Annotated in this window: 20 protein-coding genes; 7 read left to right on the top strand and 13 right to left on the bottom strand. The window is 59.9% G+C overall.

All coding sequences use genetic code 11. The annotated features are described in order from the left end of the window. Positions 1–52: 52 nt before the first annotated feature. The 9 genes from J3U87_RS04495 to J3U87_RS04540 all read right to left on the bottom strand — a co-directional run bounded on the left by J3U87_RS04495 (position 53) and on the right by J3U87_RS04540 (position 12,753). A complete protein-coding gene (locus tag J3U87_RS04495; RefSeq protein WP_237381838.1) occupies positions 53–2,089 on the bottom strand; it encodes a carboxylesterase family protein in 2,037 nt (678 codons plus the stop codon). Positions 2,090–2,357: 268 nt separating this feature from the next. Beyond that, a complete protein-coding gene (locus J3U87_RS34950) occupies positions 2,358–2,930 on the bottom strand; it encodes a response regulator transcription factor (RefSeq protein WP_272932457.1) in 573 nt (190 codons plus the stop codon). A gap of 15 nt (positions 2,931–2,945) precedes the next feature. After that, on the bottom strand, positions 2,946–4,307 hold the full coding sequence (locus tag J3U87_RS04510; RefSeq protein ID WP_237381839.1) for a sensor histidine kinase: 1,362 nt from the start codon (positions 4,305–4,307) through the stop codon (positions 2,946–2,948). Between the two features lie 352 nt (positions 4,308–4,659). Continuing rightward, positions 4,660–6,963: a TonB-dependent receptor plug domain-containing protein gene (locus J3U87_RS04515; protein WP_237381840.1), complete on the bottom strand. Its 2,304-nt coding sequence runs from the start codon at positions 6,961–6,963 to the stop codon at positions 4,660–4,662. 156 nt (positions 6,964–7,119) lie between these two features. Next, on the bottom strand, positions 7,120–8,565 hold the full coding sequence (locus J3U87_RS04520; RefSeq protein ID WP_237381841.1) for an ATP-binding protein: 1,446 nt from the start codon (positions 8,563–8,565) through the stop codon (positions 7,120–7,122). Beyond that, entirely contained in the window at positions 8,562–9,323 is a 762-nt protein-coding gene (locus J3U87_RS04525) for a response regulator transcription factor (protein WP_237381842.1), read from the bottom strand. Before J3U87_RS04525 ends, J3U87_RS04520 begins: the two co-directional genes overlap by 4 nt. 211 nt (positions 9,324–9,534) lie before the next feature. After that, complete coding sequence (locus J3U87_RS04530) at positions 9,535–10,536, bottom strand: DUF6268 family outer membrane beta-barrel protein (protein ID WP_237381843.1); 1,002 nt, start codon at positions 10,534–10,536, stop codon at positions 9,535–9,537. A gap of 157 nt (positions 10,537–10,693) precedes the next feature. After that, positions 10,694–12,070 (bottom strand): sensor histidine kinase, encoded by a 1,377-nt coding sequence (locus J3U87_RS04535; protein ID WP_237381844.1) that lies wholly within the window; start codon positions 12,068–12,070, stop codon positions 10,694–10,696. Between the two features lie 2 nt (positions 12,071–12,072). Next, positions 12,073–12,753 carry a response regulator transcription factor gene (locus tag J3U87_RS04540; protein ID WP_237381845.1) on the bottom strand — a complete coding sequence of 227 codons (681 nt, stop codon included), beginning with the start codon at positions 12,751–12,753 and terminating at the stop codon, positions 12,073–12,075. Between the two features lie 1,258 nt (positions 12,754–14,011). Here J3U87_RS04540 and J3U87_RS04545 point away from each other — a divergent pair. The 3 genes from J3U87_RS04545 to J3U87_RS04555 all read left to right on the top strand — a co-directional run bounded on the left by J3U87_RS04545 (position 14,012) and on the right by J3U87_RS04555 (position 17,064). Continuing rightward, positions 14,012–15,658, top strand: a complete 1,647-nt coding sequence (locus tag J3U87_RS04545; protein ID WP_237381846.1) for a sigma 54-interacting transcriptional regulator — start codon at positions 14,012–14,014, stop codon at positions 15,656–15,658. A 32-nt stretch (positions 15,659–15,690) separates the two neighbouring features. Continuing rightward, positions 15,691–16,365: a hypothetical protein gene (locus tag J3U87_RS04550; protein WP_237381847.1), complete on the top strand. Its 675-nt coding sequence runs from the start codon at positions 15,691–15,693 to the stop codon at positions 16,363–16,365. 288 nt (positions 16,366–16,653) lie between these two features. Next, entirely contained in the window at positions 16,654–17,064 is a 411-nt protein-coding gene (locus J3U87_RS04555; protein ID WP_237381848.1) for a GFA family protein, read from the top strand. 127 nt (positions 17,065–17,191) lie between these two features. Here J3U87_RS04555 and J3U87_RS04560 read toward each other — a convergent pair whose 3' ends face one another. Both J3U87_RS04560 and J3U87_RS04565 read right to left on the bottom strand, forming a co-directional pair. Next, on the bottom strand, positions 17,192–17,383 hold the full coding sequence (locus J3U87_RS04560) for a hypothetical protein (protein WP_237381849.1): 192 nt from the start codon (positions 17,381–17,383) through the stop codon (positions 17,192–17,194). Positions 17,384–17,674: 291 nt separating this feature from the next. After that, positions 17,675–19,837: a CHAT domain-containing protein gene (locus tag J3U87_RS04565; RefSeq protein WP_237381850.1), complete on the bottom strand. Its 2,163-nt coding sequence runs from the start codon at positions 19,835–19,837 to the stop codon at positions 17,675–17,677. A gap of 1,147 nt (positions 19,838–20,984) precedes the next feature. Here J3U87_RS04565 and J3U87_RS04570 point away from each other — a divergent pair. Both J3U87_RS04570 and J3U87_RS04575 read left to right on the top strand, forming a co-directional pair. Next, complete coding sequence (locus tag J3U87_RS04570; protein WP_420038281.1) at positions 20,985–21,548, top strand: Druantia anti-phage system protein DruA; 564 nt, start codon at positions 20,985–20,987, stop codon at positions 21,546–21,548. Continuing rightward, entirely contained in the window at positions 21,548–23,152 is a 1,605-nt protein-coding gene (locus J3U87_RS04575) for an IS66 family transposase (protein ID WP_237381852.1), read from the top strand. Before J3U87_RS04570 ends, J3U87_RS04575 begins: the two co-directional genes overlap by 1 nt. On the opposite strand, the gene tnpB is transcribed toward J3U87_RS04575, so the two are convergent. Together tnpB and J3U87_RS04585 are read right to left on the bottom strand one after the other, a co-directional pair. Next, positions 23,128–23,469 carry an IS66 family insertion sequence element accessory protein TnpB gene (tnpB, locus tag J3U87_RS04580; protein ID WP_272932458.1) on the bottom strand — a complete coding sequence of 114 codons (342 nt, stop codon included), beginning with the start codon at positions 23,467–23,469 and terminating at the stop codon, positions 23,128–23,130. The genes J3U87_RS04575 and tnpB overlap by 25 nt on opposite strands. A 22-nt stretch (positions 23,470–23,491) precedes the next feature. Then, complete coding sequence (locus J3U87_RS04585; protein WP_237381854.1) at positions 23,492–23,974, bottom strand: hypothetical protein; 483 nt, start codon at positions 23,972–23,974, stop codon at positions 23,492–23,494. 254 nt (positions 23,975–24,228) lie between these two features. On the opposite strand from J3U87_RS04585, the gene J3U87_RS04590 reads away from it, so the two are divergent. After that, positions 24,229–24,411, top strand: a complete 183-nt coding sequence (locus J3U87_RS04590; protein ID WP_237381855.1) for a hypothetical protein — start codon at positions 24,229–24,231, stop codon at positions 24,409–24,411. A 174-nt stretch (positions 24,412–24,585) separates the two neighbouring features. Next, a complete protein-coding gene (locus J3U87_RS35180) occupies positions 24,586–24,906 on the top strand; it encodes an ankyrin repeat domain-containing protein (RefSeq protein ID WP_420038250.1) in 321 nt (106 codons plus the stop codon). The last annotated feature ends 3 nt before the right edge of the window (positions 24,907–24,909 follow it).

The raw sequence follows: 24,909 nt of genomic DNA on the forward strand, positions 1-24,909 counted from the left end.
AGCGAGTCTCCGCAGGGTGGCCGGCCTTGCGGAAGGCCGTATGCCAGGGACATCAATCCAGCGCGATGGCGGTCAGCTGGATCCCGCCCAGGTAACAGAAGCGGCCGGTTCCCAGGGGGCTGACGGACACGTGCACGTCGAGAGAACCCTGGGCGTCGGCGAAGACGGACGCGAAATCGACCGTGGTGTCGGTGTTGTCGGTGACGTCGAAGTCCCGAACCTGGCCGTCGACCTCGTAGCGGGTCAGGCGGTCCAGGGCGCCGTCGGCTCCTTTGCGCGAGGCGAAAATACGCAGCAGGTACTCGCCGCCGGGTTCCAAACCGCCGATGCGGATCGCGGCGGGACTCGCCAGGCCCGCGTCGTGACCGGCGTGTTTCCCGGCCCAGAGCGTGTCGCGCTGGGCGGAAATGGGATAGGGACCCGAGGTGTTGACGCCCGCGCCGTTGCGGCCCTCGAAGGGGTCGGTGATGTCGATCCGGACACCGGTGGCCGCGCCCGTGTCGTCGACGGCGTTTTCCAGGGCCGGCCGTTGCGGGGCGCCATGGGTGTCGGTGACGTTGTTCCAATGTCGGTTCCGGTCGTCGACGGCCGGGGTCACGACCGAGGGCGCGCCGAAATCGACGAGCATCGAGCGACCTTCGCGCAGCATGGGCCGGTTCGGCTGCCCGTCGAGGCGTTCGATGCGCAACGCGTTGACTTGCGCGTAACGGGCGCTTCCCTCGGGGCTGACCCCCACGTAGACGGTGATCTTGCCGGCCGCATCGGCGGTGACCTCTTCGAAGATCGCCTCCCGGTCGGTATTGTCGGCCGTATCCAAATCGCGCCATTCGTTGCCGATGGTGTAGCGGTTGAGCCGGCCCCGGTTACCGTCGGTGCCGTTGGCCGAACCATAGATCGCGATCTCGTAGGTGGCGCCGGGGGTCAAACCGCCGATCACCATCGGCGCCGAAAGGCCGAGCGCTTCATCGTGGCCGTTGCGCGAACCCATGAACATACCGTCGAATCCCGCCGAATCGGGGACCAACACGCCGCCGGTGGTGCCCGAACCGAAGTGGCCGAGGAACCCTTCGGGGAAATACAGGCTGAGCGCGGTCGGTGTGCCGTTGGCGCTACCGGCCAAGCGCGAATCGAAGGCATGGGCATGGAAGCGCACGACGTTGGCCCAGGTGCGGCCCCGATCGTCGGGGGCGAGCGTTTCGTTGTCGGGATTCTGGTTGTTGTTGAAGTAGCCCAGGTCGATCGACACGCTTTCGCCGGGGGCCAGCGGCGCCGGCCGTTGCGAGGCGTCCAGCGATTGGGAATACAGCCAGTCGTAGAGTCCTGTCGTGGGCGGATCGTTGGGATCGCCGCCCACGAAATGACCCACGTAGTGTGGGTTCTCGCGATACACGTTGGCCCAACCGCCATGACCCTGGCCGGCGACCTCGGTGTAGCGGGGCGTGCCGCCGTGTTGCTCGATCAGGGCCTTTATACCGAGGCTGTGGCCGTGGCCGACTTTTCCGTCGTTGTCCCCGTGGATCAGCCACATGGGTCTCTGGGCGCAGCCCGGGGCCGCCGGCTTGTTTTGCGGTGCGGAAAGGGGCACGCCGGCCGCGAAGGTTTCCGGGCTCTCGGCGATCGAGGCGTAGGTGCCGTGGCCGCCGGCGGACAGTCCGGTGACGTAGACCCGCTCCGGATCGATGTGCAGTCGTTCGTCCTGGATCAGGAACTGGGCCAGGTCACCGACCGATTCACCCTGCCACCAACCGTTTTGGCTTTGGGGCACGACCAGGTAGCCGTGTTCGTCGGGATCCAGTCCCAGGTGGTCGATCAGCGGTTGGATATGGGCCTCGACCTGTCTTTGGTTGTCGGTGCCTTTTTCGCCCAGTCCGTGAAGGAAGACGATCAAGGGGCGAGGCGCCGCCGCGGTTGCGGCCCCGTCGTCGAAAAGCCGGTAGACGAGATTCTGTTTGCGGGTGATGAGAGTTCCTGGCGTCGAATCCGCGATGGGATCGATCTGTGCCGCGGCTCGTGGGGTGGTGAACACCATGAAGATACATAAAACGAACGACCACGGAACGCACACCGAACGAGGGTGGGTGGGAATCATACTTTGCTCCTGATAGGGACCAGCGAGGCGCTGGGACCTGAAGTACGACGGGCGGGACGGGAGGCCGCCGTCATCAGGAGTTAGGTAGAACCAGGGTCAAAGCGTCACGATGGCACCGGTTCTGGAACCGATGGTGATGCGGCTCACGCCGGTCCGCGATACGTGCGCCCCGCCGGAGATGGCGCGATCGTCAGGGGCCGGCTCGTGCTCTCGGGTTGGCGGTAGCCGGTTCCGGTCGACCGGGGACCCTGCCGGGGCGCTGCCCGGACTAACGCCGTGGTGGAAACTTCTTCAATTTCCGTTGCAGGCTCTGGCGATGGATGCCCAGCCAATCGGCGGCCTTGGAAATGTTGCCGTTGCACCGGTTCAGGACGTATTCGATGTATTCGTGTTCGTTCCTCGCCAGGCTGGTGCGCACGGCCAGGTCGTCGATGTCGCGATCCTCCAGTGGTTCCAGCGTTTTGGCGGGCGGTCCTTCTTCGGGCGAACCCAGCAGGACCTCGGTCAGGCGTTCCATCGAGACCGGCTTGGTGAGGAAGTCACGGGCACCGACCTTCATGGCTTCCACCGCGGCGGAAACGGTACCGTATCCCGTGAGCACCACCGCATGGCATCCGGGATGTACCGCCATCAGGGCCTGTAGGGCCGTGATCCCGTGGAACCCGTTGAGGCGCAGGTCGATGACCGCGTAATCGGGCCGTTGGCACGCCAGGTAGGCCTGAAGATCGACCATGTGGGCCACGATATCGGCCGTGAAACCCCGCTCTCGAAACTCCAGGGCGAGGGTTTCGGCCAGATCCACGTCGTCTTCCACGAAGAGAATGCGCTTGGGTTCGGACATGCTCGAAATCCTCCGTCAATGGGCGCGAGCCGGAAAGAACAGCGACACCTGGGCGCCGCCGCTGGGAGGCCGATCCAGTTGAAGCTGCCCGCCCAAGGCGTTCATCAGCAGGGTGGCGTTGTAGAGGCCGAGCCCGGCGCCGTCGGGTTTGGTGGAGCAAAACGGCTGGCCCAGGGTCTCGATCGCGACGTCCGGCCAGCCGGGACCCTGGTCCCGAATGGCGAGGGCCACCCCTTTTTCGACGTTCCGGGTTTGCAGGGTGACGGTGCCCTCGTTGTCCATCGCTTCGCAGGCGTTGTCCAGAAGGTCCCACACCATTTGCGCCACCGGTAGCGGTGGGAAGGTGGGCCGCAGGTGGTGTTCGAATTGGAAATCGACGGCGATGCGGGTTTGCGGCCGTGCCTCGCGCCAGGACTGGAACACCTCTTCCAGGTAGGCCGCGAAGTCGATGGCGTGATCGTGCAGGCCTTCGGGCGTCAGGCGCATGTCCTGGAGATCGTCCAAGGCGTTTTTGCATTGGGCGAGGGCCCGTTCGATCACGGCCACGTCGTCGGCGAGTTCGGGGGCGCGGTTTTGGAGGCGGCGGGCGCGCAGGCCGATGGTGTTCAGCGGACTGAACAGGCGGTGGCACAGCCCGGCGGTCAGGGCGCCGATGCTCTGCAGCCGTTCGGCGTAGCCGTGTTGTCGGTGGAGCCGTTCGAGGTGGGCGCGGTACTGTCGCACCATTTCCGCCACCATGAAGACGGAACCGAAGATCACGCTGCCGATGACCAGGTTGGGCAACAGCCAATCGAGGGCGAAGGCCCGCGAAAAGGGGAAGAGGTAATAGTGGCCGAGCGCCAAGACCGCACCGAACCAAAAGCCCCAGAACACGAAGGCACGGGAACGGGTGAGAAAGAAACCACCCAGCGCCGCGTGCAGAAACACGAGCCGGTAGAAGGGGTTGGCGTGGGCCCCGGTGAGCAACAGCAGCAAGGTGAGTTCGGTCAGGTCGAGGCTCAATTGGGTGAGAAGGTGCCAGTTGGTCATCCGGTCGGTGACGCGCTTGGCCCAATGACCGTAGATCAGCGAGAGCGCCAGGAAGCACACGACCAGCAGGGAGAGGATCAGGCTGGATCGGCTGATGAATCCCCAGTGAAACGAGAGCACCAGCACCATGCTCTGGCAACAGATCGCGATGAAACGGAGGCGAAGGATCCAGGACAGGGCCAGGGGCACTTCCCAGTCGTTCGGGGCGACAAGCTTCCATTGCCGAGGATCGCTCAGCACGCCGGCCTCCTGATTGCCTGCATCCGCCGGGCTCCGGTTCGCGGGACCGCTTCGCGGGGTGAACGAAGGTCCCAGGCGCCGGGTGGCGACGGTAGCATATTTAACCACACTCACCACCTTGCGCATTCGATGAACGGGTCGCCGGCAATCCGGCCATGGCGGAATCGAGGTCGACTGATCGCGGCGACGTTCCATTCGATGAGGCAGTATCGAATGTGGCAAGAGAACTCGGATGCGATAGGCCGACCCCGACTCGCGACACGGTTGGATGAGACGGGACAGGCACGGGCGGCGGTGACATTTGGAATGGCGCCGCCCTGGGTTGCCGCAAATCTAACCGATCACCGAATCCTTGGGTATGCAGCAAATTGTTGCACCGGCGCGGCGGTCCGGTCGGGACCGCGACCAGGCTGGCGCGGGGCCGCTCGCGGGGGCCGGCGCGGTATGGATCCCGAGCGCCTTACTTGCGCCCCTTGCGCGAGAAGGGATCCTGCACCCGCAGCACCAGGAAGAAGCTGCGGCCGGAGCGTTCCGATTCGAATCCCGACTCGGTGATGTCGCTCTCGGTCAGCAGCCCGTCGAACTCAGCAAAGGCGACCGTGTTGGCGCCGTCGTTGAGATTGCGTCCCGTGAGGCGCAGCGACCAGCGTTCGGCCCAGCGGTATTCCACCAGGACTTCCAGCGCGTCGCCGGTTGAAATCACCGTTTTCTCCGTGGCCAGGTTCTCTTCCACGTCGCCCTGTGAAATCCAGTTGGCGCCCCAGGTCAGGCCGAGCTGCGGGAAGCTGTGCAGGAATCCGGTATTGATCACGTGATCGGCCTGGAGGTTGAAGCCGCGCTCGCGCCCGGTAATCGGATCGACGACCTCCGAATGTTGCAGCGCCAGGTTGGCAAAAAAGCTCACATTGGGCAAGCCGAGGAAAATCAGCGGCAAGCCCAGATCCAATTCCAGCCCGTAGGCCTCGCCGTCGCCGATGTTGCGCATTTCGAGCGTCCTGCCCTCCCGTTGCACGGCCTCCACGTGATCGCGGATATCGCGGAAGTAGAGGTTCCCGCCAACCACGCCCTCGAATTTCGCGAACCGAAAGGTGATCCCGGCATCCAGGCCGAGGGCCGTCTCGGCTTCCAGGTTGGGATTGCCGAAGGTGGTGAACCCTTCGATGGGTTCGTCGCGCTGCGGGAAGGGCTGCAGGTTCTGGAAGTCGGGACGGGTGGTGGTGCGGGCCGCGCTGAAGTGGATGCGGGTGTAGGGAGAGACCCGGTGGCGGTAATGAATCGAGGGGAAGAGTTCGGTCCGGTCGCGTGTCGTTTGGGCGTCGGGCAGGTCCAGCCGGGTATGCTCCAGACGCAGGCCGAACTGCACGTGGTGCGCCTTCCTGGGTTCCCAGGTGTCGGTGGCGAACAGGTCGACACGCCGCTCTTCGATGGCGAAGACGCCGCCCCGTTCCAGCTCGGCCGATGCGCCTTCGTCGAATTCGAAAAAACGGCGGCGCGATTTGCGGCGCTTTTCACTCAGGTCGAGACCCACGTGGAGCAGGTGGTCGTTGGCGAGCGCCCAGCGCGAAGCGGCCCGGAACCGGGTTTCGTGGTCTCTGGTTCGGTCGGTTTCCACCTCTTCCACTTGGCGGCCTTCCTCGGCGATGGAACCGATATCCGCGTGCTCATCAACCTCGAGGTCGTCGTGACTGAGGCCGAGGCGCAGGTTGCCGCTGCCGGCGATGGGCAGTTCCAGTCCCAGGCGGAGACGCCAGTTGCGGCGCCGGTCGTCCGTGTCGTCGAAAATGGTTTCGTCTTCCGGCGGCTCGGTGCCGCCATCGTCATCTTCTCCTTCTTCGTCTTCGCCGTCTTCACCATCACCCTCGCCGTCCTCGCCGTCTTGGCCATCACCCTCGTCGTCACTACCGTCGTCTTCGCCGTCTTCACCGTCCGGTGGGTCCGGGAAGTCCAAAACCGTCAGGGTCGCCATTTCCCGCTCGGTTCGATCGCTGTCGAACAGGAAACCGCCGAGTTCGAAGGCGCCGCCTCCCGCCAGTTCCCAACGCAAACTGGTCTGGATGTTCAAATCTTTTGCATCCAAAACGTTGCGTTCGTCTTTGAATATGGATGCACCGGACTCGTCGCGCAGATCGGTGGTCTGGACCTTGGGGTTGTGGCGGTTCAGCCACGAGGCCGAAACCGAGGCGCGCGCCGTACCCAGGGCGCCCCGCCAGGTGATCGCCGATTGGCCCCGCGTCTTGTCGTCGGCCTGGTAGAACCGTGCGCCGGTAAGCAGTTCCAGGCCCGATTCGGCGGCCGTTTCCTTCAGCACGATGTTGATGGTCCCGCCAATGCCTTGGGCGTCGGTCGAGGCGTCCGGTGCGCGCTGGATCTCGATGCGCTCGACCAACTCGGCGGGAATGCGGTCGATCGTGACGGTGCGGTCGTTGTCCGCGCCGGGCAACCGTTCGCCGTTGATCAGGATTTGGGTGTGGCGCGGTTCCAGGCCGCGCAATTGAGGCACCTCGAACTCGCCGGCATCGGCCGAGCCGGTGATGCCGGGGATGCGTTTGAGGATGTCGCCGACACTGGAGGGTTCGAATCGCTCGAAAAACGTCTTGTCGTAGACCAGGGTGGGTGCCATGGCGTCGCTGCGGTCCTGAAAGTCCTCGCGCTGGTAGGTGACGCGCATGCGTTCTTCGATGACCGGGTCCGTATCCGACTCCGGCTGCCAGGCGAGCCATGTCAGCGCGAGGGTGATGGCGGTGGTGGCCAGGGTGGAGATCATCGCAAACCTCTCTTGGGGTGGACGACCCCGGGTGATGGCTCCGGTGATGGCCGGGTTCCGTCGAGATCGGGCGACGGTTCCGGCGTCGTCGGGAGACGGTCCGTGGACGAGGGCTTCGGGACGTTTCGTTCGTGCGTGCTTACCCTGAAAGGTAGGTCATGGGCGGGGAAAGAACAGGGAAAGCGAGAAATTCTGGTTCACGAGCCGGGTACTCACCTGGATTTCGAGAATCTTGGTGAACGAACTCACGATGGCCAGGCCCAGGCCCGTATTTTTTCCACCGGTTCTGGCGCTGTCCTTCTGCCAGAACCGATCGAACATTTGGCGTAGGTCCACCGAATCCAGTTGCGGTGCCGGATTGGTCACCACCACCTCGGTGCCGCTGTCGCCGGCGGTGAGTTCCACGCGCACCGTGCTGCCGGGCGGACTGTGGGTGACCGCGTTGTTGAGCAGGTTTTGGAAGATCTGTTCCACCATGATCCGGTCGGATTGGATGCGGACGGGATCTTCCACCATGAAGGAGAGCTGGATGTTTCGCGGCGCGGCAGCGATGGCGGCTCGGGACCAGGCCTTTCGGATCGCTTCGGTGACGTCGATTTCTTCGGGAATGGTGACCCGTGAACCGCTGTCGCAGCGTGTCAGATCGAGCAGGTTCTCGACCAGGTGTTGCATTTCCAGGGAGATGTCGTGGACGTCCCCGAGGAACGAGGAGACCATGGCCACGTCGTTCGGGTCGCGCAGGCCGACCTCCGACAGGGTGCGCAGCTCGGAAAGCGGAGTGCGCAGCTCGTGGGCCACGTCGCTGGTGAAGCGGCGTTCGCGGATGACGGCTTCCTCCAGCCGTTCCAGCAGGGCGTTCAGTTGGGTGACGACGGGGTTCAGCTCCATGACGGGTCGGTTCAGGTCGATTCGGCAGGTGAGATCCTCGGAATCGATGGCCATGACTTGGCGGCGTATGTCGTCCAACGGCGCCAGGCCGCGGCGTAGAACGAAGCGGACCAGGAGGATGATGAGACCCAGCAGAAAGGCCAGCGAACCCCAGATCCAGGTGCGGATCACCAGCAGGAACCGGTCGAAGTCGCCGCGTTTGCGCGCCAGCAGGAGGGTCACCACCTCACTGTGATCGTCTCCCAGCTCCAGTTGGCCTTCCACGTCCGCGTCCTCCTTTTGGGGGATGAAGGAGACGATGACCGTGCGGCAGGTGCCGGTGCCGTCCAGCTCCATGTCACCGAACCTCGGCGCGGGCACGGGGTCGTGCGGCAGGTTCAATTTGCGTCCCACCAGGGACTCGCTACCCTCCAGGAGCTTGTCGTCGGGCAGCCAGACCTCGAAGAATTCACCACCCTCGGGCGTTTCGAATTCGGGCATGAACTCGCCGGCGTAGTCCAATTCGATGCCTTCGTCGAATTCCTTCGTCAATGTGATCAGGGTCTGGGCCCGGCCCATCAGGTCTTCGTCGTAGCGATCCTCGAGAAAGGTCCGGATGCGGCTGTCCAGCAACAGCGAAGTGACCACGACCAAAAAACCGGCGCCGAACAACAACGCCGCGGTCAGGTACCCGTGGATGGATTGCGTCCAGGGTGGGGGAATGAAGCGTTTCATGGAATCACGTACCCGAAACCCCGTCGGGTTTGAATCAGGTTGGGTTCTCCGCGAATCCTGATCTTCTTGCGGATTTTACACACCACCACGTCGATGACGTTGCTGGACACGTCGCCGTAACCCTCGTAGAGGTGATCCACCAGGGTGTCGCGACTGACCACGCGGCCGCGGCGCGACAGCAGGTATTCCAGAAGGGTGAATTCCTTGGGGGAGAGGTTGACCTCGTCGTCGCCGCGCCACACCTTGCCCAGGGCCGTGTTGACCTTCAGCGCACCGATCTGGACGATCGGGTTCTTGGTGGCGTAGCGGCGGCGAATCAGCGCCTTGACGCGAGCCAGGAGTTCGGTGAAGTCGAAGGGTTTGATCAGGTAGTCGTCGGCGCCGGTTTCCAAGCCGCGAATGCGGTCCGCCACCTGATCCTTGGCGGACAGGATCAGCACGTGGGTCTGTCTGCCGCCGGCCCGCAATTTCTCGAGGATCGTGAGTCCATTCATGCCTGGCAGCATGAGGTCCAAGACGATGACGTCGTAATCGTAGGCGACGGCCATGTCGTAGGCTTCGCGTCCTTCGCCGCAGACATCCACGGCGAATCCTTCCTTTTCCAGGCCTTTTTTGAGCGAGTTCTGAAGGCGTACCGAATCCTCGACCAGCAGCAGCTTCATGTCGACCTCACGGGTACGGGTGTGCCGCGCCGTGAACCGCGCCGTCCCCGGCTGGGACGACGACCTGGCACCGTGGCGCATGCTCTGGAATACCAAGCTGATTCCAAAGCATTTGAGTCGAGAAGCGGGTGGGTGATCCCGCCCTGCTCACTATGTACCTTATTCGGTCAAGATTAACGTTGGATTAAGACTCGACAGCCAATCTGAGTTCCGGTAAAAGATCGTGGGTTCGGGATCCGGACCCGAGGTGCTTCGTGAATTTCGCCGATTCGCGCTGTCTCGAACCTTGCTCCATCCGGCAGTGCGGTTAGAAATCCACGCTGAAACTGAGGTTGAACCCGAAGGATTCGTCGGCGTCCTCCGTGGAAAAGTGATGGCCGTCCGCGTCGTAGAAGCGCCATTCGTTCTCGAACCCGTAATTCACGTCCGCCACGAAGGCCCATCGCCGGGTCAAGTGATGTCGATAGCTGAGACCCGCTCCGAATCGCGTCCACTCCACGAAGCCCCCTTCGATCGCGGGGGCCCGGTCGGCGCGGCGAAACAGACCGCCGTCGCCGTTCAGGGCCAGAGCCAGGGACGAGGTTTCGTTGAAGGCATAGCGCAGTTCCGTGTTGGGAAAGCCGAAGGCCGCCGACCATCCCTTTGTGGCGTGTTCATTCCAGCTCAGACCCAACATGGGGAACAGGTCGAAACGTAAATCGACCTTGGGATGCCAGTTGTAGGCGACTCCCGCAAACAACTGAAACGTCGCCGATTTTTGCCACATCAGGCCGACGGCCGCATCGTATGAAATGGCGTCCGACGTGTCGTCTTCCCATCCCATCGTGGCCCCAATCCCGAACATCATCCCCAAATTCTCACGAAGCGGGACGAACTGGTTGGTACTGAGCGACAGGGATTGCAATTCGGACCAGGGTTCCCCCGAACCGTCCGAAAAATCCAGAGATTGCGCGTCGGACCACGAGAAATCGTAGCGCTGGTAGGCGACATCCAGAAAAGGCAGTTCCAGTTCGAGGCCGGTTCGCGAATAACCGAATTCACCGGGCTGGTCGGTGAAGCCGGTGTCGGCCACGTTCGCGAAGCTCAACTGGGCGGAAAAAGAAGACGGGTCCCTGGCCGAGGGGCGCTCCTCAGCGGCCGGCTGGCGCGTCGTTTGGACCTCGTTCGATGGGGTCCGGGTCGAGATCTCCGGTTTGGCGGATGTTCGGGTGGCCTGGGTATCGGCGATCTCGGGTGCCGCGTTGGCCTTCTTGTTCGTGCAGCTCGTCGTGAGAAGCGCGATGAGGGTGCCCGCTGCGATGGCCCACATCCATGGCTTCCTGTGGTGGTACGTCATGCGCGCATCATGAATGTTCAAGGTGGCTGCAAAGTTGCCGAAAGATGACCATTTGGTCATCTTCGCGCTTCCGGGGCCCCGATTCTTCGATGAACGGGGCGGTTCGCTCTGCCGATTTTCCCATGGGAGATCATCGCTCGGGTGAATCGGGAAGCCACAAAACGAAACGGGCGCCGCCGTTGGGTTCGTCGTCGATCTCGATGCGCCCGCCATGGGCTCGGATGGCCGCTTGGACGTAGCTCAGACCGAGGCCATAGCCGGGTGTGCCTCGCGAAGTATCTCCGCGGTAAAAGCGGTCGAACACGCGCGAGCGATCCGCGAGCGGGACGCCGGGCCCGGTATCCGAGACGACGAGCACCACCTGATATCGGAGACCTTCGACCGATAGCCGGACGGTACCTTGGCGCGGCGTGAATTTGATGGCATTGTCGACGAGATTCGCGAGGACTCGGCGCATCGTTGCCGGATCGACCCGGGCCATTGTCTCACCTTGCTTGGTAAATTCCAGGTGAATGCCTTTCTCCTCGGCCAGGTCTCCGTAGATGTCCAGGGTGTCGTGCATCAACTCGGAAAGATCGGTGGGGACCAACCGAGTCGGATGCGTGCGGGCGTCGAGGGCGATGATTTCGAGGGTCGTATCGATCAGTCCTTCCAGGGCCAGGGTCTCTTCCACCACCAGCGAGGCCGTCTCTTTGTAATCCTCGCCACTCTTCTCTCCGCGAAGCGCCAGTTCGGAATAACCGCGAATGCGGGTCAGGGGTCCGCGCAGGTCGTGGGCCATCGAGGCCGACACGCCCTTGACGTCCTTTACCAGGGTTTCGATGCGGTCGAGCATGGTGTTGAAGGCGTTCGCCAATTCCGAGACTTCGACCACGCTCTGTCTGGCAGGTACGCGTGCCGCCAAGTCGCCCTTCAAGATGTCTCGGGCGGTCAAGGTCACGTCGCGAACGCCTTTCATCGCCCGCCGTGCCATCCACCATCCGATGCTGGCGGCAACCAGGGACAACAAGACGACGCTCAGTAGACCGAAGCGCATGACGCGACCTTCCAATGCCGGGTCAGGCAGCAACAATGCGCCGGCCTGAAAGGCGAATCCTTTTTCGAATTTTCGGGTGACGACACGTAATTCGGTGCCGTTCGCGAGACCCACCGTGTCGATGCGCTGGTGTCCCAGCCGCGTGTTCGCCGCAAGGGCCCGTACCGGTGCCAGACCCGGATGGTCCGGCATGCCTGCGGCCACCAGGACTTCGTTGTCCGGGCCGAGCACCCGCAGGTAGAAATCTTTTCCGATGGGATCCCGCTCCATGTCGGCTTTCAGGTCTTCGATGGTGCTCGGCGTATCGGGATCGGGAAGGTCGCCCTCCGCGAATTCCAACAGGAAGGTGTCGATTCCTTTTTGGTAGCTGCTGCTGATGGCGTAGCGCAGAACGCCCAACAAGGCGATGTTCAAGGCCAAGGTGAGGAAAACGAAGGACAGGGCGATGCGGGCGGTGAGCGAGCGGAACATGACTACGTTCCCGGTTCGCAAAATTTATAGCCCAGGCCGCGCACGGTTTTGATCCGGTTGGTTCCCGAGATCTCGGTGATCTTCCGTCTGAGCTTGGAGATCCTGGACTCCACCACGTTGGTCTGCGGATCGAAGTTGATGCCCCAGACGTGGTCGAGAATCATGGTTTTCGATAAGACACGACCCTCGTTCTTCATGAGATAGACCAGGAGAAGGAACTCGCGGGGCTGAAGGTGAAGCTCCTGCTCGTGGACGTACACGGTGTGGCGGCTTTGATCGACGGTGATCTCTCCGATCGTGAGAATCGGCGAGTGCTCGGCCTTGGTGGCGCGCCGCACCAGGGATTCCATGCGCGCCACCAATTCCGCGAACGAGAACGGTTTGACGAGGTAGTCGTCGCCGCCCGCGCGCAGCCCTTCGATGCGATCGTCGACCGCGCCTCTCGCGCTGAGCAGGAGTACCGGGGTTTCGATCAGTCGTTGCCGCAGGCGCTTGATGACGGTGATTCCGTCCATCTTGGGCAGCATGACATCCATGAGGATGACGTCGAACCCATGGTTGCATGCCAGAAAAAGACCCTCCGCACCGTCGAAGGCCTTTTCGATGGAAAATCCCTCCTGGTGAAATCCCTTTTCGAGGAATTCACAGGTACGCCGATCATCCTCGACGATCAGAACTCTCATATCGATGGGTCCTGGCTTGGGAGAACGTTGGCGGGATTTGTCCGGGTCCCTGGTCCGTTCGGAGCCTCGGTCGGTTTGTGAAACGAAGATGTAACCACGTGCTCAGGTGCTCCTTGCGCGTGTCGCAATTCTTCCTTTATAGCACCGAGATATGCGGCCAGCCACGCAAATCTGGATGGTCGTTCAAGTGGCCTGGTTTCCTTTCGGACGTGGGCCTGGACGGCGATTCGCCGCGATGAACGCGTCCGAGAGGGGAACGGGGATTTGTCCGCGGATGGATCGACGAAGGCATGCGGCGTCGCGGTGTCCAGGGCCGCATGGCGGGCCCGGACCTTTGGGCTTGGCGTCTTCGGTAATATTTTGCCTGGCGTTTGCGACATATCCCGGCTCTTCTCTTCAGCGAAAGGGTTCGTGAAGCGAAGCAGGGTTCGGCATCCATGGACGCTGATCCGGCGTAGTTCGAGGCTCGGGTTCAGACCCCGTTCGATGCGCGACGGTGGCGCGTGCATGATGTGATCGGCGCCGATGCCTACCCCGTGAATACCGTCCTTGATCGAATGGGCTTGGATGGTCAGGTCGTCCATGTCGGGTTCGAAGTGTTCGATGTGGATCGAGGAGGCTTCAGGCTCGAGAGAGGAAGCGTATCGACACGGCCACAAAATGGACGATGTCGCGCGGCGGCCGAACACGTAGGCCACGTCCGGCTTCACGGTCATGGCCTCGTGGGTGGCGGGTTGCTTCGGTTCTTGGGTTCTGTCAGACACATCGTGTCCGCGTCTGTGACAGTGACACGCCTTTTGTGTCCAAAAACTCGGCACCTGTCGTGTTCAAGATGTCCATTTTTTGGATGGGCCTTGAATAAGTGTATTTAAACAAGATGGTTGTGCGTGTGAATCAAAATGTGGCTCGATTCTGGATATATGGGGCTTCGCGAAACGGAGCATGGATAACGATTTGCCGCTTGATGATTGCGGGCGGCGTGCGACCGGCACACCGGGCCTTGAATGGTGATAGAATGAGCACTTTCCTACAAGAGATGTTTTCTTCGTGGCGGAATGGCGGCCGTTCGATGTCCGAACCGGGTGCCCGGTCGTATGCCCATGCGTCAAACCCTTGACGAATCGATAGATGGGATGTGTTTTGCCTGGCACACTTCAACAGAAGACGGGCGTGCGACCGGCCACTTCCCTATCCGTGGTGCCTGGCCTCGGGATCCGAGGCGGATGCCGGCGCACGGCCAGGAAGGAGGGTGCCGCTCATGTGGATGAGTCTTTTCGAATCTGGAACCGGAGAGTACGGCGTAACCATGAAGCCATCGACACGTGAATTCGATACGACCCTGCCGCCCAAAATGAGCAGAAGCTCCCATGGGCCCCAGCGCATCCTGACCTTGACCGTCATCTCTCATCCGCGAGCCGTTCGGGTGGGCGATTGTGCCCCGCTCTTCAGTTTGGATCAGGCCATGCCGCAGGCGCTGTCGCGGGTGGAGCCGAGTTTCGTGCAACCGGGGCAACTGGTCGGGGAACCGCTGGCCGATCCCTTCCTCAGTCGGGAGCCCATTCGCGTCGAGGGAAACGGCGGGCAGGGGGTCATCGTCGAGCGCGGTCACAACAAGTCCAGCGTGGTGGTCGGGGGACGTCCCCTGAGCCAGCGGTTGGAGCTCTCCATGCGGGAACTCGAGCAGGGTGTGGAGATCGCGCTCGCCGATCGCGTCGTGTTGATGCTCCACTGGTCCACGGGCAGAAAGCCCTTGCGCAAATCCCATTTCGACCTGGTGGGGTTCAGCGATGCGATGCTCGAACTCCGCGAGGAAATCGCCAAGGTCGCCGATTTGGATACGCCGGTATTGCTGCGCGGGCAAACGGGTACCGGCAAAGAACTGGTCGCACGCGCCATTCACCAGATGGGTTGCGGCAACAAGCCGTTCATCAGCATCAACATGGGCGCGATACCTCCGTCGTTGGCGGCCTCCGAGTTGTTCGGCGCGGTCAAGGGTTCCTTCACCGGTTCGGAGCGCCACCAGAGCGGGTACTTTCGCGCGGCCGAGGGCGGCACCATCTTCCTAGACGAAATCGGGGAGGCCACGCCGGAAATCCAGGTCATGCTCCTGAGGGCCCTGGAGACGGGTGAAATCTATCCCGTGGGTGCGCCCGCTCCCTACCGCATCGACACCCGCGTGATCGCCGCGACCGATGCCGATCTGCAGCACCGGATCCAGGAAGGATCCTTCAAGGCGCCGCTCTTTCACCGGCTCGCCGGCTACGAGATCGAACTGCCGCCGCTGCAGGCCCGTCGCGAGGATTTCGGCAGGCTGTTTTACCACTTCGCCGCCAAAGAGCTCGCCGCCAGCGGTGAATCCTACAAGTTGGAGCCGGTCGATCCACGCGAGGCGCCCTGGTTCCCGCCCGAGCTGGTCGTGCGGCTGCTGCGGTATTCGTGGCCGGGCAACATCCGCCAACTGCGCAATACCGTGCGCCAATTGGTGATCGGTTGTCGGGGGGAGCCGGCATTGCGCATGGTCGCCAACATCAAGGCGATGCTCGCGGAAGAGGTCGCGGTGACGGTGGCTCCCGAGGGCGGGGCCCCGTCACGGGTCAAACCCGCGAAACGAAAGCCGGCGGATATCCAGGTGGAGGAATTGGTTTCCACCATGCGTGCCCATCAATGGAACGTCAAGAGTACCGCCGCGAGTTTGGGCATCTCGCGGGCGGCACTCTACCTCTTGATCGAAAAAATTCCCCAGATTCGCAAAGCGGCGGATTTGAGCCAAAAAGAAATCGAGGCTGCGCTTGCCGCCCACGGAAACGATCCGGAGGCTGCGGCCCAGGCACTGGAAGTCTCGATTTACGCGCTACGTCGCCGCATGAACGATCTCGGTGTGTCTTTCACCGAACCATCGCCCTGAAACCCAATCGAACCAATAAGGAGAGTATGCAAATGTCAACTGTCGTGGACCTGCCGTCATCCGGAACCCCGGACCTCACCTATTTCATTGTCGATTATGAGAATAACCTCGTGATGGGTGTCGACGCCGTGAAGCCTGGCGGCACCATCAAGTTCGTCGATGCGGGTGTGGCCTCTTCGGAACTGGATCTGGCTTTCAAAAACAACACCAGTCCCTTCAACGCCAACGAAACGATTGAAACCAACCAGACGGAGACGCTCAGTAGCAGCTCATCGGGCGACTACTATTTCGGTTTCGAGGCGGAATCACCCAATCCGCAGACCTATCCCTACCGGATCGAGGTCGAGTCGGGCGGTGCCGATTCGGCGACCTTCCACCTGAACCACGGCGGTGCCACCACGGCGCTCAACGTGGCCCAGAGCTACACCCTGTCCAGCGGTCAAACAAAAATCAAGGTGAAGTTCCAGAAAGAAGGATTCACGGGCGACGCCTACATCCAGGTCTCGGGTGACGGCAGCGGCATCCTGCGCGTTCCCGACGGCCAAACCGTCGGCATTTGGACCATCACCCTCAACCCGGCCCCGACGACCACCCAGAAATTGACCCTGGCGGTCTCGGAAACCGAACCGGTGCTCCTGGAACACAATATTCAAGTGGAAGTGTTCGGCGGTTCCGAAGCCGATTTCGAGATCGAACCGGCCGTTTGATCGGTCGCCCATCCAGGCAGGGATGGATCGCGCCTGGCCGCGGTCCGCTACCTGCCTGGATGGGCGTGTGACCCGGTTTCGGAGGCCGAGCATCGAGGTGGGTTGGCCGGGTCTTTCATCGGGTCGGTGGAAGGGAGTGCACATGGAAAACGATCTCCGAAAACCATTTTCGCTTTGGAGAAAACGCGGTTTTCGCGGAAGACCGGCGGAGCCTTTCTCATCGAGCATCGCGAAGTCGCCACCAGGGAGGCTATACTTTGCATCCCAAAAACGATCTGGAGAGACAGCATGAGTACAAAGCATTATGGTTCTTGCCTTTGTGGCGAGGTGCATTACGAAGTGGCGGGGAATTTCGACAGCTTTTTCCTGTGTCATTGCGGAAGATGCCGCAAGGATACGGGCTCGGCTCATGCGGCCAACCTGTTTTCGACCACCGCCACGTTGACATGGGTATCGGGAGAGAAGGCGGTTCGCACGTTCCAACTACCCGAAACCCGGCACGCCAGGTCCTTTTGTGGCACATGTGGTTCGGCACTGCCCCTCGAACAGATGGGCGGCGCGCTGCTGGCGGTTCCTGCGGGCAGTCTGGACAGTCATTTGGCCAACAAACCCAACGCCCACATCTGTGTCGGCAGCAAGGCCACCTGGGACGAAGCCCTGGAAACCTACCCAAAGATCGAAGCCCTTCCGGAGCCATGACCTGGGAAAGGGGGCTTTTGAACAGAGGATTGAGTAGCTCGATGTAGCTGGAGGCGAGACCCCTATGTGTCACGATAGTTGTCGCCCCGGCTGAGTTAGAATTCTCAGCCCTGGAGCACCCTATGTGTCAGGATAGTTGACGCACCACCTGATTGGCACCCTGGTAGGCTTCGAACCAATTACGCCACTCGCGGCTGCTTAGCCCGTGCCTGGCCGTCGCTTCGATGACCTGGCGCGCATGCTCTCGGTTGGCGCGAGCCAAGGGCGCCATTACCCGAACGGCCGCCCAGAAAGAAAGTCGTCCCTGCATCACCGCCATGCGGCCTTCCTCGGGCACTTACGAGACCAACGTCAGGAGGATTTATGTTGACGCTGACATTCTGGTTTACTGCAGAAGCGTTGATTGGTGTTTTGGGGACGTCGACGAAAGTAGCCTCGACATCCACCACACCTTTGCTTGGCCATGTCTGAGCTCCCGGGTTTCGATGAACTTGCATTTTCATATGTTCGACCTAACTGTGCCGATGCCGAATCAGGTTTTGAGCAGCCTGCTCAACAGACGGACCCTGGGTTCCGAACCGAGCAATACCCGGGTCATTTCAGGGTAGCGTCAACACCTCGGGAAGAAGCTTCCGGAACGGCGATGTCCCAACAATACCGGCGAGGCCCAATCGAGAGAATGAGGGTCCCGTTTGGCAATTGTTTGGGAGGCCTCGTTTAGGGCCTCTTCTGGATGGAACCCGAGGTTGAGCTTCTCGTAAAAGGCGGCAGAAAAAGCAAAGGCATTGGCGGGGCTGATAGCGGCCTGCATGCCCACGATTGCAGGGTACCCACGCTTTTCCAGTTCTAGTGCCACGCTGCGGGTAAAAAACACTCCTTGTTTACTCAATCGGCCTGAATCACATGCTACCAAAGTTACCAAATCGGGACGCTTGCACGTGGGAAGAGTCAGGGCTTTGGAAAAGCGAAGACTATCCACTGCATCCACGCCACCCTTGCCATCTTCAAAAAAAAGGTAACCCATACCGGTGGGTGGCCAATATCTTCCATGGGCTGTTACATGGAGGATGTCGATTTTTTCACCCTCTCGCAAACGAGCCGCAAGGCGGTTCAGGCAAGCGGGCTCCATTAACTCGATAGCGATAGGTGTGCAGGACCACGCCTTGGCGATGTCCTGTTTCACCTGTTGCGGATCAATAAAGCTGTGAGCCTTGCTATTTGGTACGGCAATCAACATGTTTAGGGGACGATCCAACTCGTTGGCACGGAAGGAAAACCCTTTGGCTGCCCTTTCTGATAGATCGGTTGTTCGATCGGGTTGACAAGGATCAGGCGGGCCGGGGATATTCTGAATCTCGAAAACGACTTCTGTTCTTGGAAGGAACTCTTTTTTTCCGAGCAAGGTGCCTGGTTTTAGGACGCTCGTAGGACTATTTGAAACGTCGGCCTCTTCAGCTCCCATAATAGGTTGGCCCGTCTTTTTTTCAGGATTGATCGATTTTCTTTCAGGAGTGGCGGACGACTCTCCGGTAATGACCCGAATGCATACCTCGAGATCGCGAACGGCCTTTTCCAAATTCTTTTCCTTGAAAAGCACCAGGGCACGATTGAAAAGAGCGCCTATGTCGCCAGGATTTTTTCTCAGTGCCTGATCCAATTTTTCCAATACGGCCTGATGATCTTCCGGGGGAACCACGTTCCTCAGCTCAATGAACTGAACATAATCGGCAAAAGCCATATCCAGATGTCCCATCTGTTTCCAAATCAGAGCTCGACTGTAATAGGCGTCCTGATAGTCCGGTCGCAGTCCGATGGAGTGCCTGAGATCTGAAATGGCCGAGTAGAGCTTTCCCTTTTCTTTATAGGCCAAGGCCCGATTGAAAAATACCTGGTCATCGCTGGGATCTCTCTCTAAAGCTTCAGTGTAATCGGCAATAGCTTGGTCCAAATCGCCTTGATCTTTAAAGACAACTCCGCGATTCACCCAGGCAGCGGCGAAAGATGGGTTTTGTTTAATACATTGATCAAAATCCAAGATAGCTTCGGGGAATTTTTGTTGGAATTTATAAATAATGCCACGATTGTAATAGGAAAGATAGTCACTTTGATCCATTTCAATGGCCTTGGAAAAATCGATAAGAGCCGCTTCATCATTACCTTTGGCATGATGAATATTTCCCATTTTTCGATAGGCCTGAGCTAGCTTGGGATCGAGGGCCAAGGCCTTTTCATATTCATTGAGCGCTTTGTCTTCGTTGCCCTGAGATCGATAGAAATCACCACGTCTTATATAGACTAAAGGCAGTTTTGGGGCCAGCTCGAGAGCTTGGTTGATTTCTTTTTCGGCCTCCTTCAAATTGAGACGGACGGCGGGAACATTATCGATCAGAATTTCAGGCGTATTCTGCGGGCTGCCCAAGTGATCCCAGGCTTTTTCCAAGTGTTGATTGGCCTGACTGAGCCGATTTCTTTTTCTTTCCCTTTTTGAAATCCAAAAGGAGCATAGGGAGAGTATCGTGGCGAGAGAACCCAAAAAAAAGGCCGACCACTCTCGTATCTTCTTGGCGGTTGAATCTCTGCTAGTTTCTTCCAGCTTTGCCAGGCGCTCTTCTAAATTTGGAAGCTCGGTTTTGGATGGGTTTGGTATTTCCTTATGGATTTCTACCTGATCTTTCTGTTCCAATTTCTGCTCTGATTTTATGGGTTCTTGATTCATCTCTTGCTCTTGAGAAATTGATGTCAGTAATAAGATAATGCTAAAAAATGGAAACACAGCTACCCTCCTGGATTCGAAGTGAATCCTTATTTGAGTTCTCTGGTTGAGCTATGGTGTTGACTTTGGGAAAGGCTGTACTTAAGACGACATTGTTACTCTACCACCTGTTTGGGTTAGAAACTTTGAATTCACCTCTTTTGAGAGGCTTGGGGTTTGTAGTTTCGGGGATCGAGTGCTAGAGGGTGAAAGGTTATCGATATGTGTTTTTTGTTTTTGTGAAGGATATTGCGAATTCGTTTTGGTGTAGTAGTTTTTTGGATCCTACGAATACGCTTGTACAGAATTGGTAAAACTCTTGTTAGACCGTGTTGCGGACCCCTGAACCGATGAGCGTCGATTCAAAGCGTACCGTCCAGTAACCGACTGCATCGGTTTCACAATTTCTATGGCGGATCCATCCCCTCATGAAGTAGGGATGGATCTGTCTGGGGAGCATTGAACTGGAGGGACTGGTTGTAAATGGGTTGCATGGCTTCTGGCGAAGTGGCTTGGATTATTGGTAATGAGAATGAACCAGGAAACCTGGAAGGTCGGAAGCCGGGAAAGAGAACCTTCTTGACTGCACGCCATGGCAAGGTTTTTCCTGGCTTTCGAGTTTCCAGGATTCTTGATTGTTGTTCGACGACGGCAAAACCGTCTCCCCGTCTAAAGCACCACTTAGTTTCAAGAGGGTTCAGGGGAACGGTTCCAAATTGCTGCTCGAACAACTGATTTTCGTGTCCCTCCGGTGAAGGGAACCGATCCTACAAAACCTGAACATTTGCACCGATCCTGGCTAACCTCATGCTGGGAGGTCAGCCATGGAAACTGCAACACCATTTCGATTTTGTGGCAATCCCGTCTCGCCAGAGGAACTCGATCTGATCAAGGAGATGGCCGAGGAATTCTGGAGGCCCGGTAAGGGGGGATTAGCCGAACGGAATTGGCCGAAACGCTCTGTGAGTTGCTTGATTGGAAACGACCCAGCGGTCGACTGAAAGGCGTGGAATGTCGTCAATTCCTCGAACAGCTCGGGGCCGCCGGGATCATTCGCCTACCCAAACCTCGCCAGGGGAAGCCGAAAGGCGCGCGGGCTAAAGCCGGGCGCAGCGACCGTGGCGATGCCCAAACACCCATCCAATGCAAGCTCAATGAGTTGGGAGGCGTGGTCCTGCGCCATGTCACAACCCCCAAGGATCGAGCGCTTTGGAAGGAGCTCATGGATCGCTATCACTACCTTGGGTTCAAGACGCCCTTTGGGGCCTGCCTCCGTTATGTCATTCAAACCGCCGAAGCGGAGCCCCGCGTGTTGGGATGCCTCCAATTTTCTTCACCGGCCTGGGCCCTCGAAGAACGAGATCGCTGGATTGGATGGACCCCGGAGTCCCGCAAAGCGAGGCTTCAGCGGATCGTCCAGAACTCGCGCTTCTTGCTTCTGCCTTGGGTCGAGGTCAAAAGCCTCGCCAGTCACGTCCTGAGCCTGGTAACCAAACAGCTCCCCGATGATTGGGAACGGGCCTACCACCAACGCCCCCTGCTGCTGGAAACTTTCGTCGACACGCAACGATTCACCGGAACCTGCTATCGCGCAGCCAACTGGAGATACCTGGGGATGACCAAAGGCCGCGGCCGGATGGATCGCGAGGGACGCAGACCAGAACCAGTCCGTGCGATTTGGGTGTACCCGCTGCATCGAAAGTGCCGCGCGTTGTTGCGCGGAGACGTTTGATGACCGGCCCGCTGGTGGGACCCGAGCGGACGGCACGGATCACCGCGCTTCGCGACAAAGTCGAAGCGGGCTTGGAACTCGATGAAGCCGAATGTCTCCTGATGTACGCGTGCACGCTCGACTGGCTGGCGCTCAAAGACCTGCTGGTGCAGCAAGGGCTCACGCTGAAAGCGCTCAGGGCCCTCTTGCTCGGGGAGGAAGCGGAGACAGGCGCCGATCTCTCGCCGGATCAGGGAAAGGGTCAGGCGCAAAGCCGTCCGAAACGCCCCAAAAAACCGGCCCCCAAGGGGCACGGCAAACATGCCGCGAAGGACTTTAGGGGCTGTCGCCAGGCTGACATCACCCCCGACGGTCTGACCCCCGGCGATCCCTGCCCGGAGTGCGTGGGTGAGAGGAAGGGCCGGCTTCACCAACACAAGCCCAGCCGCCCGCTGATGCGGTTGCGCCTCAACGGCAGCGCGCCCATCACCGGCACCGTCTATCGCGGCTTTCCGCTGGCTTGCAGCAAGTGCGGCGCGGTCATCGCCCCAACCTGGCCCGATGACGCGCAGCGCGAAACCTACGCGGCCTCCGTCAAAGCGACCGTCGCCATGCTCCGTCATTGGTACGGCTTTCCCGCCTACCGCCTCGAAAAACTACAGCGCGAGCACGGCATTCCGCTTCCCGATGCCACCCAGTCCGATCTGATCGCCGATTGTGCCGCGGCTGCCGAACCCGTCTTCCACGCACTCTACGCCGAGGCCGCCAAAGCCGATCTCTTTATCATCGACGACACCTCGGCCCGAATCCAGACCGTGATTCGCGACCACAAGAAACATCCCGACCAGGAACGCTACGGCGCCCATGTCACCGGCATCATCGCCCGTACTCGAGAACGGGACCTCCATATCTACCGCGTCGGCACGCTTCACGCCGGTGAAAACCTGGAAGATCTCCTGGCACTGCGCCCCGCCGATTTGCCGAGACCGATCCAAATGAGCGACGCGGCGGCCGTCAACACCGCCCACCCGTGCGACACGCTCGTCACCTATTGCCTCCAACACGCGCGAGGCCAGATCGAAGACGTCGTCGACCACTTCCCGGGCCCCTGCCGCAAGATCCTCGCATGGATCGCCGAGGTGTACCGCGTCGAGGAAGAGGCTCGCGTTCAAGGCATGGACGATCAGGCACGCCTGCACCACCATCAGGCCTACAGCACGGCCCCGATGAACACCCTGTTCGCCTACCTGACAACGCTCCTGTCGGAGCGGAGGGTGGAGCCTGCCAGTGGCTTGGGTAAGGCTGCGATCTACATCCTCAAGCGCAAGGAGTCGCTTACGCGTTTCCTGAATGTCCCCGATGTGCCGCTGGATTCCAACGCCGTCGAGCGGGCACTCAAGTGTGCCGTCCTCATTCGCAAAAACTCCCTGTTCTACCACAACGAAGTCAGTGCCTATCGGGCCGGGACGCTCATGACCCTCGCCGGTTCCTGTGTCGCCGTCGGCCGCGATCCCATCTCGTACATGACCGCTTTGGTCGAGAACCGCGATGCCGTCGCCACGGCACCCGAGGACTGGCTCCCCTGGCGCCTGCCCGCCGCTCAGTTCGAAACGCTCGGTTGCTGAACCCGGCGCCATTCCGGCGCATAGCCGGCCGACCGGGGATCGCCGTGGTAGAGCAACACCTGGAGATCGCGCGCCGAAACCTGCCCGCCACCTTCAACCGGCCACCATTTCAGTTTCCCACGAGAAAGACGCTTGTAGCACAGCCAGAATCCGGTGCCGTCATACACCAAAATTTTCAAGGCCGAAAGGGTTCGGTTACGAAAGAGAAACACGGCACCACTGAACGGATCGAGATTCAGCAGGCGTCGGCACTCAGCGGTCAACCCATCGATGCCACGCCGGAAATCAACAGGCTCGCAGGCCGCGAAGATGCGCATCTACGGGACGATTTGCAGCATGTCACCCTCCCACGAACGTCGTGGCGATGGCCTGAAGATGGTCCATACTCAAGCCGGGTGCGTGGATTTCCAGCCGCATTCCGTCGGGCTGGCTCCAAACCAATCGCCAGCCCCTCGCTGCGACCCTGTCGGGGCTCCTCAAGTCGTGTTCCTGGCCTGCCGGCATTTTGAACTCCACAAACTGGGGCCCGGGTTGGGGCGATTCGGCAAAGCCCTCCATCTCGGCTTCCGATTTGGGGAGGTCACCCAATTCAGTCGATTCAAGCACCATCCCAGCTTCCACGGCACGCTGTTTTAGATCGGTTACGTTGAGTTTAAGGGCGCTGGCAACGCGCCATGGGCGAAAGTGACCTAAGAGTTCACAAGCGAGTTGCCAAAGCGTTTCGGGGATGGCTTCCCTCGCATGCTTTTTATGTAACCGCCATTGCGTGAAGGCGTGTTGTGTTCTGGCGAGTCGAGCCCAGTGAGGTTCTTCCTGATCCACGGTGCTCCTCCTGAGTTCGATCAGTGACGTTCAGGAATCTCACTTTACCCAATCGATCCCTCGAATTCACGGCCTGCCATCGGAGGGACACGCTCAACCTATTCCAACAATTTCCTATTTGAGCGCTGACTACACGAGTTACCTACAAGACCTTGCGCTTGCATCGGATCCATCATAGCCGACTCTTCTTTCGCTCCGTAGACGGTCTGAATTCCCGCTTACATCGCTTCGCCAATTCGGACAATACGATCCGTTTGAGTTCCTATACCCTGGCCAATATGTTCATCGCCCACCAGACCAAGAAGTACCGGACGTCCCTGAACGTGCACAACCTCTTCGACACCGATTACATTCCCTGGGGCGATATCTTCTACCCGAACCAACTGGCGATCGGCTCGCCGAGAACGCTCGAGTTCAGCTTCCACATGAAGTTCTGACCCGAACCGCCGTAGATAGTTCGCCCACGCCCCCTATAATAGACAGGGACATCCGAAATATCAGTCGATCTCAATTGGGGACGAACGGAAATGACTGAAATTCAAGAGTTCTTCACGGCAATCCGAAGTTCGGATGTCGTCGTTCTCATTCGACTACTCGATTGAAATCCGGAATTGTGCCGAGCAAGAAAAATCCGAGAGGAAGACTCCCGCACGGCACTGCATGTAGCGGCAATGTACAGCGAACCGGAAATCGTCGAGTACCTGATTATTGCCGGCGCAGATGTAAACGCCCGTGATGCGAGAGGAGAGACCCCGCTGATTCGGGCATGCTCACGCGGTGACCTGGAAATCGTCCAATCCCTGATGGGAGCAGGCGGCAGTCTTAAGATTTCCGACAATTCCGGGTATACACCGTTTTTTGCTGCTCGCAATAGTGGGAACCGCGAACTCGTCGACTTCCTTCGCAACACTCTACACCCCGGCTCATCATGATTT

Origin of the sequence: Sulfidibacter corallicola, assembly GCF_017498545.1 — a bacterium.
Taxonomy (GTDB): domain Bacteria; phylum Acidobacteriota; class Holophagae; order Acanthopleuribacterales; family Acanthopleuribacteraceae; genus Sulfidibacter; species Sulfidibacter corallicola.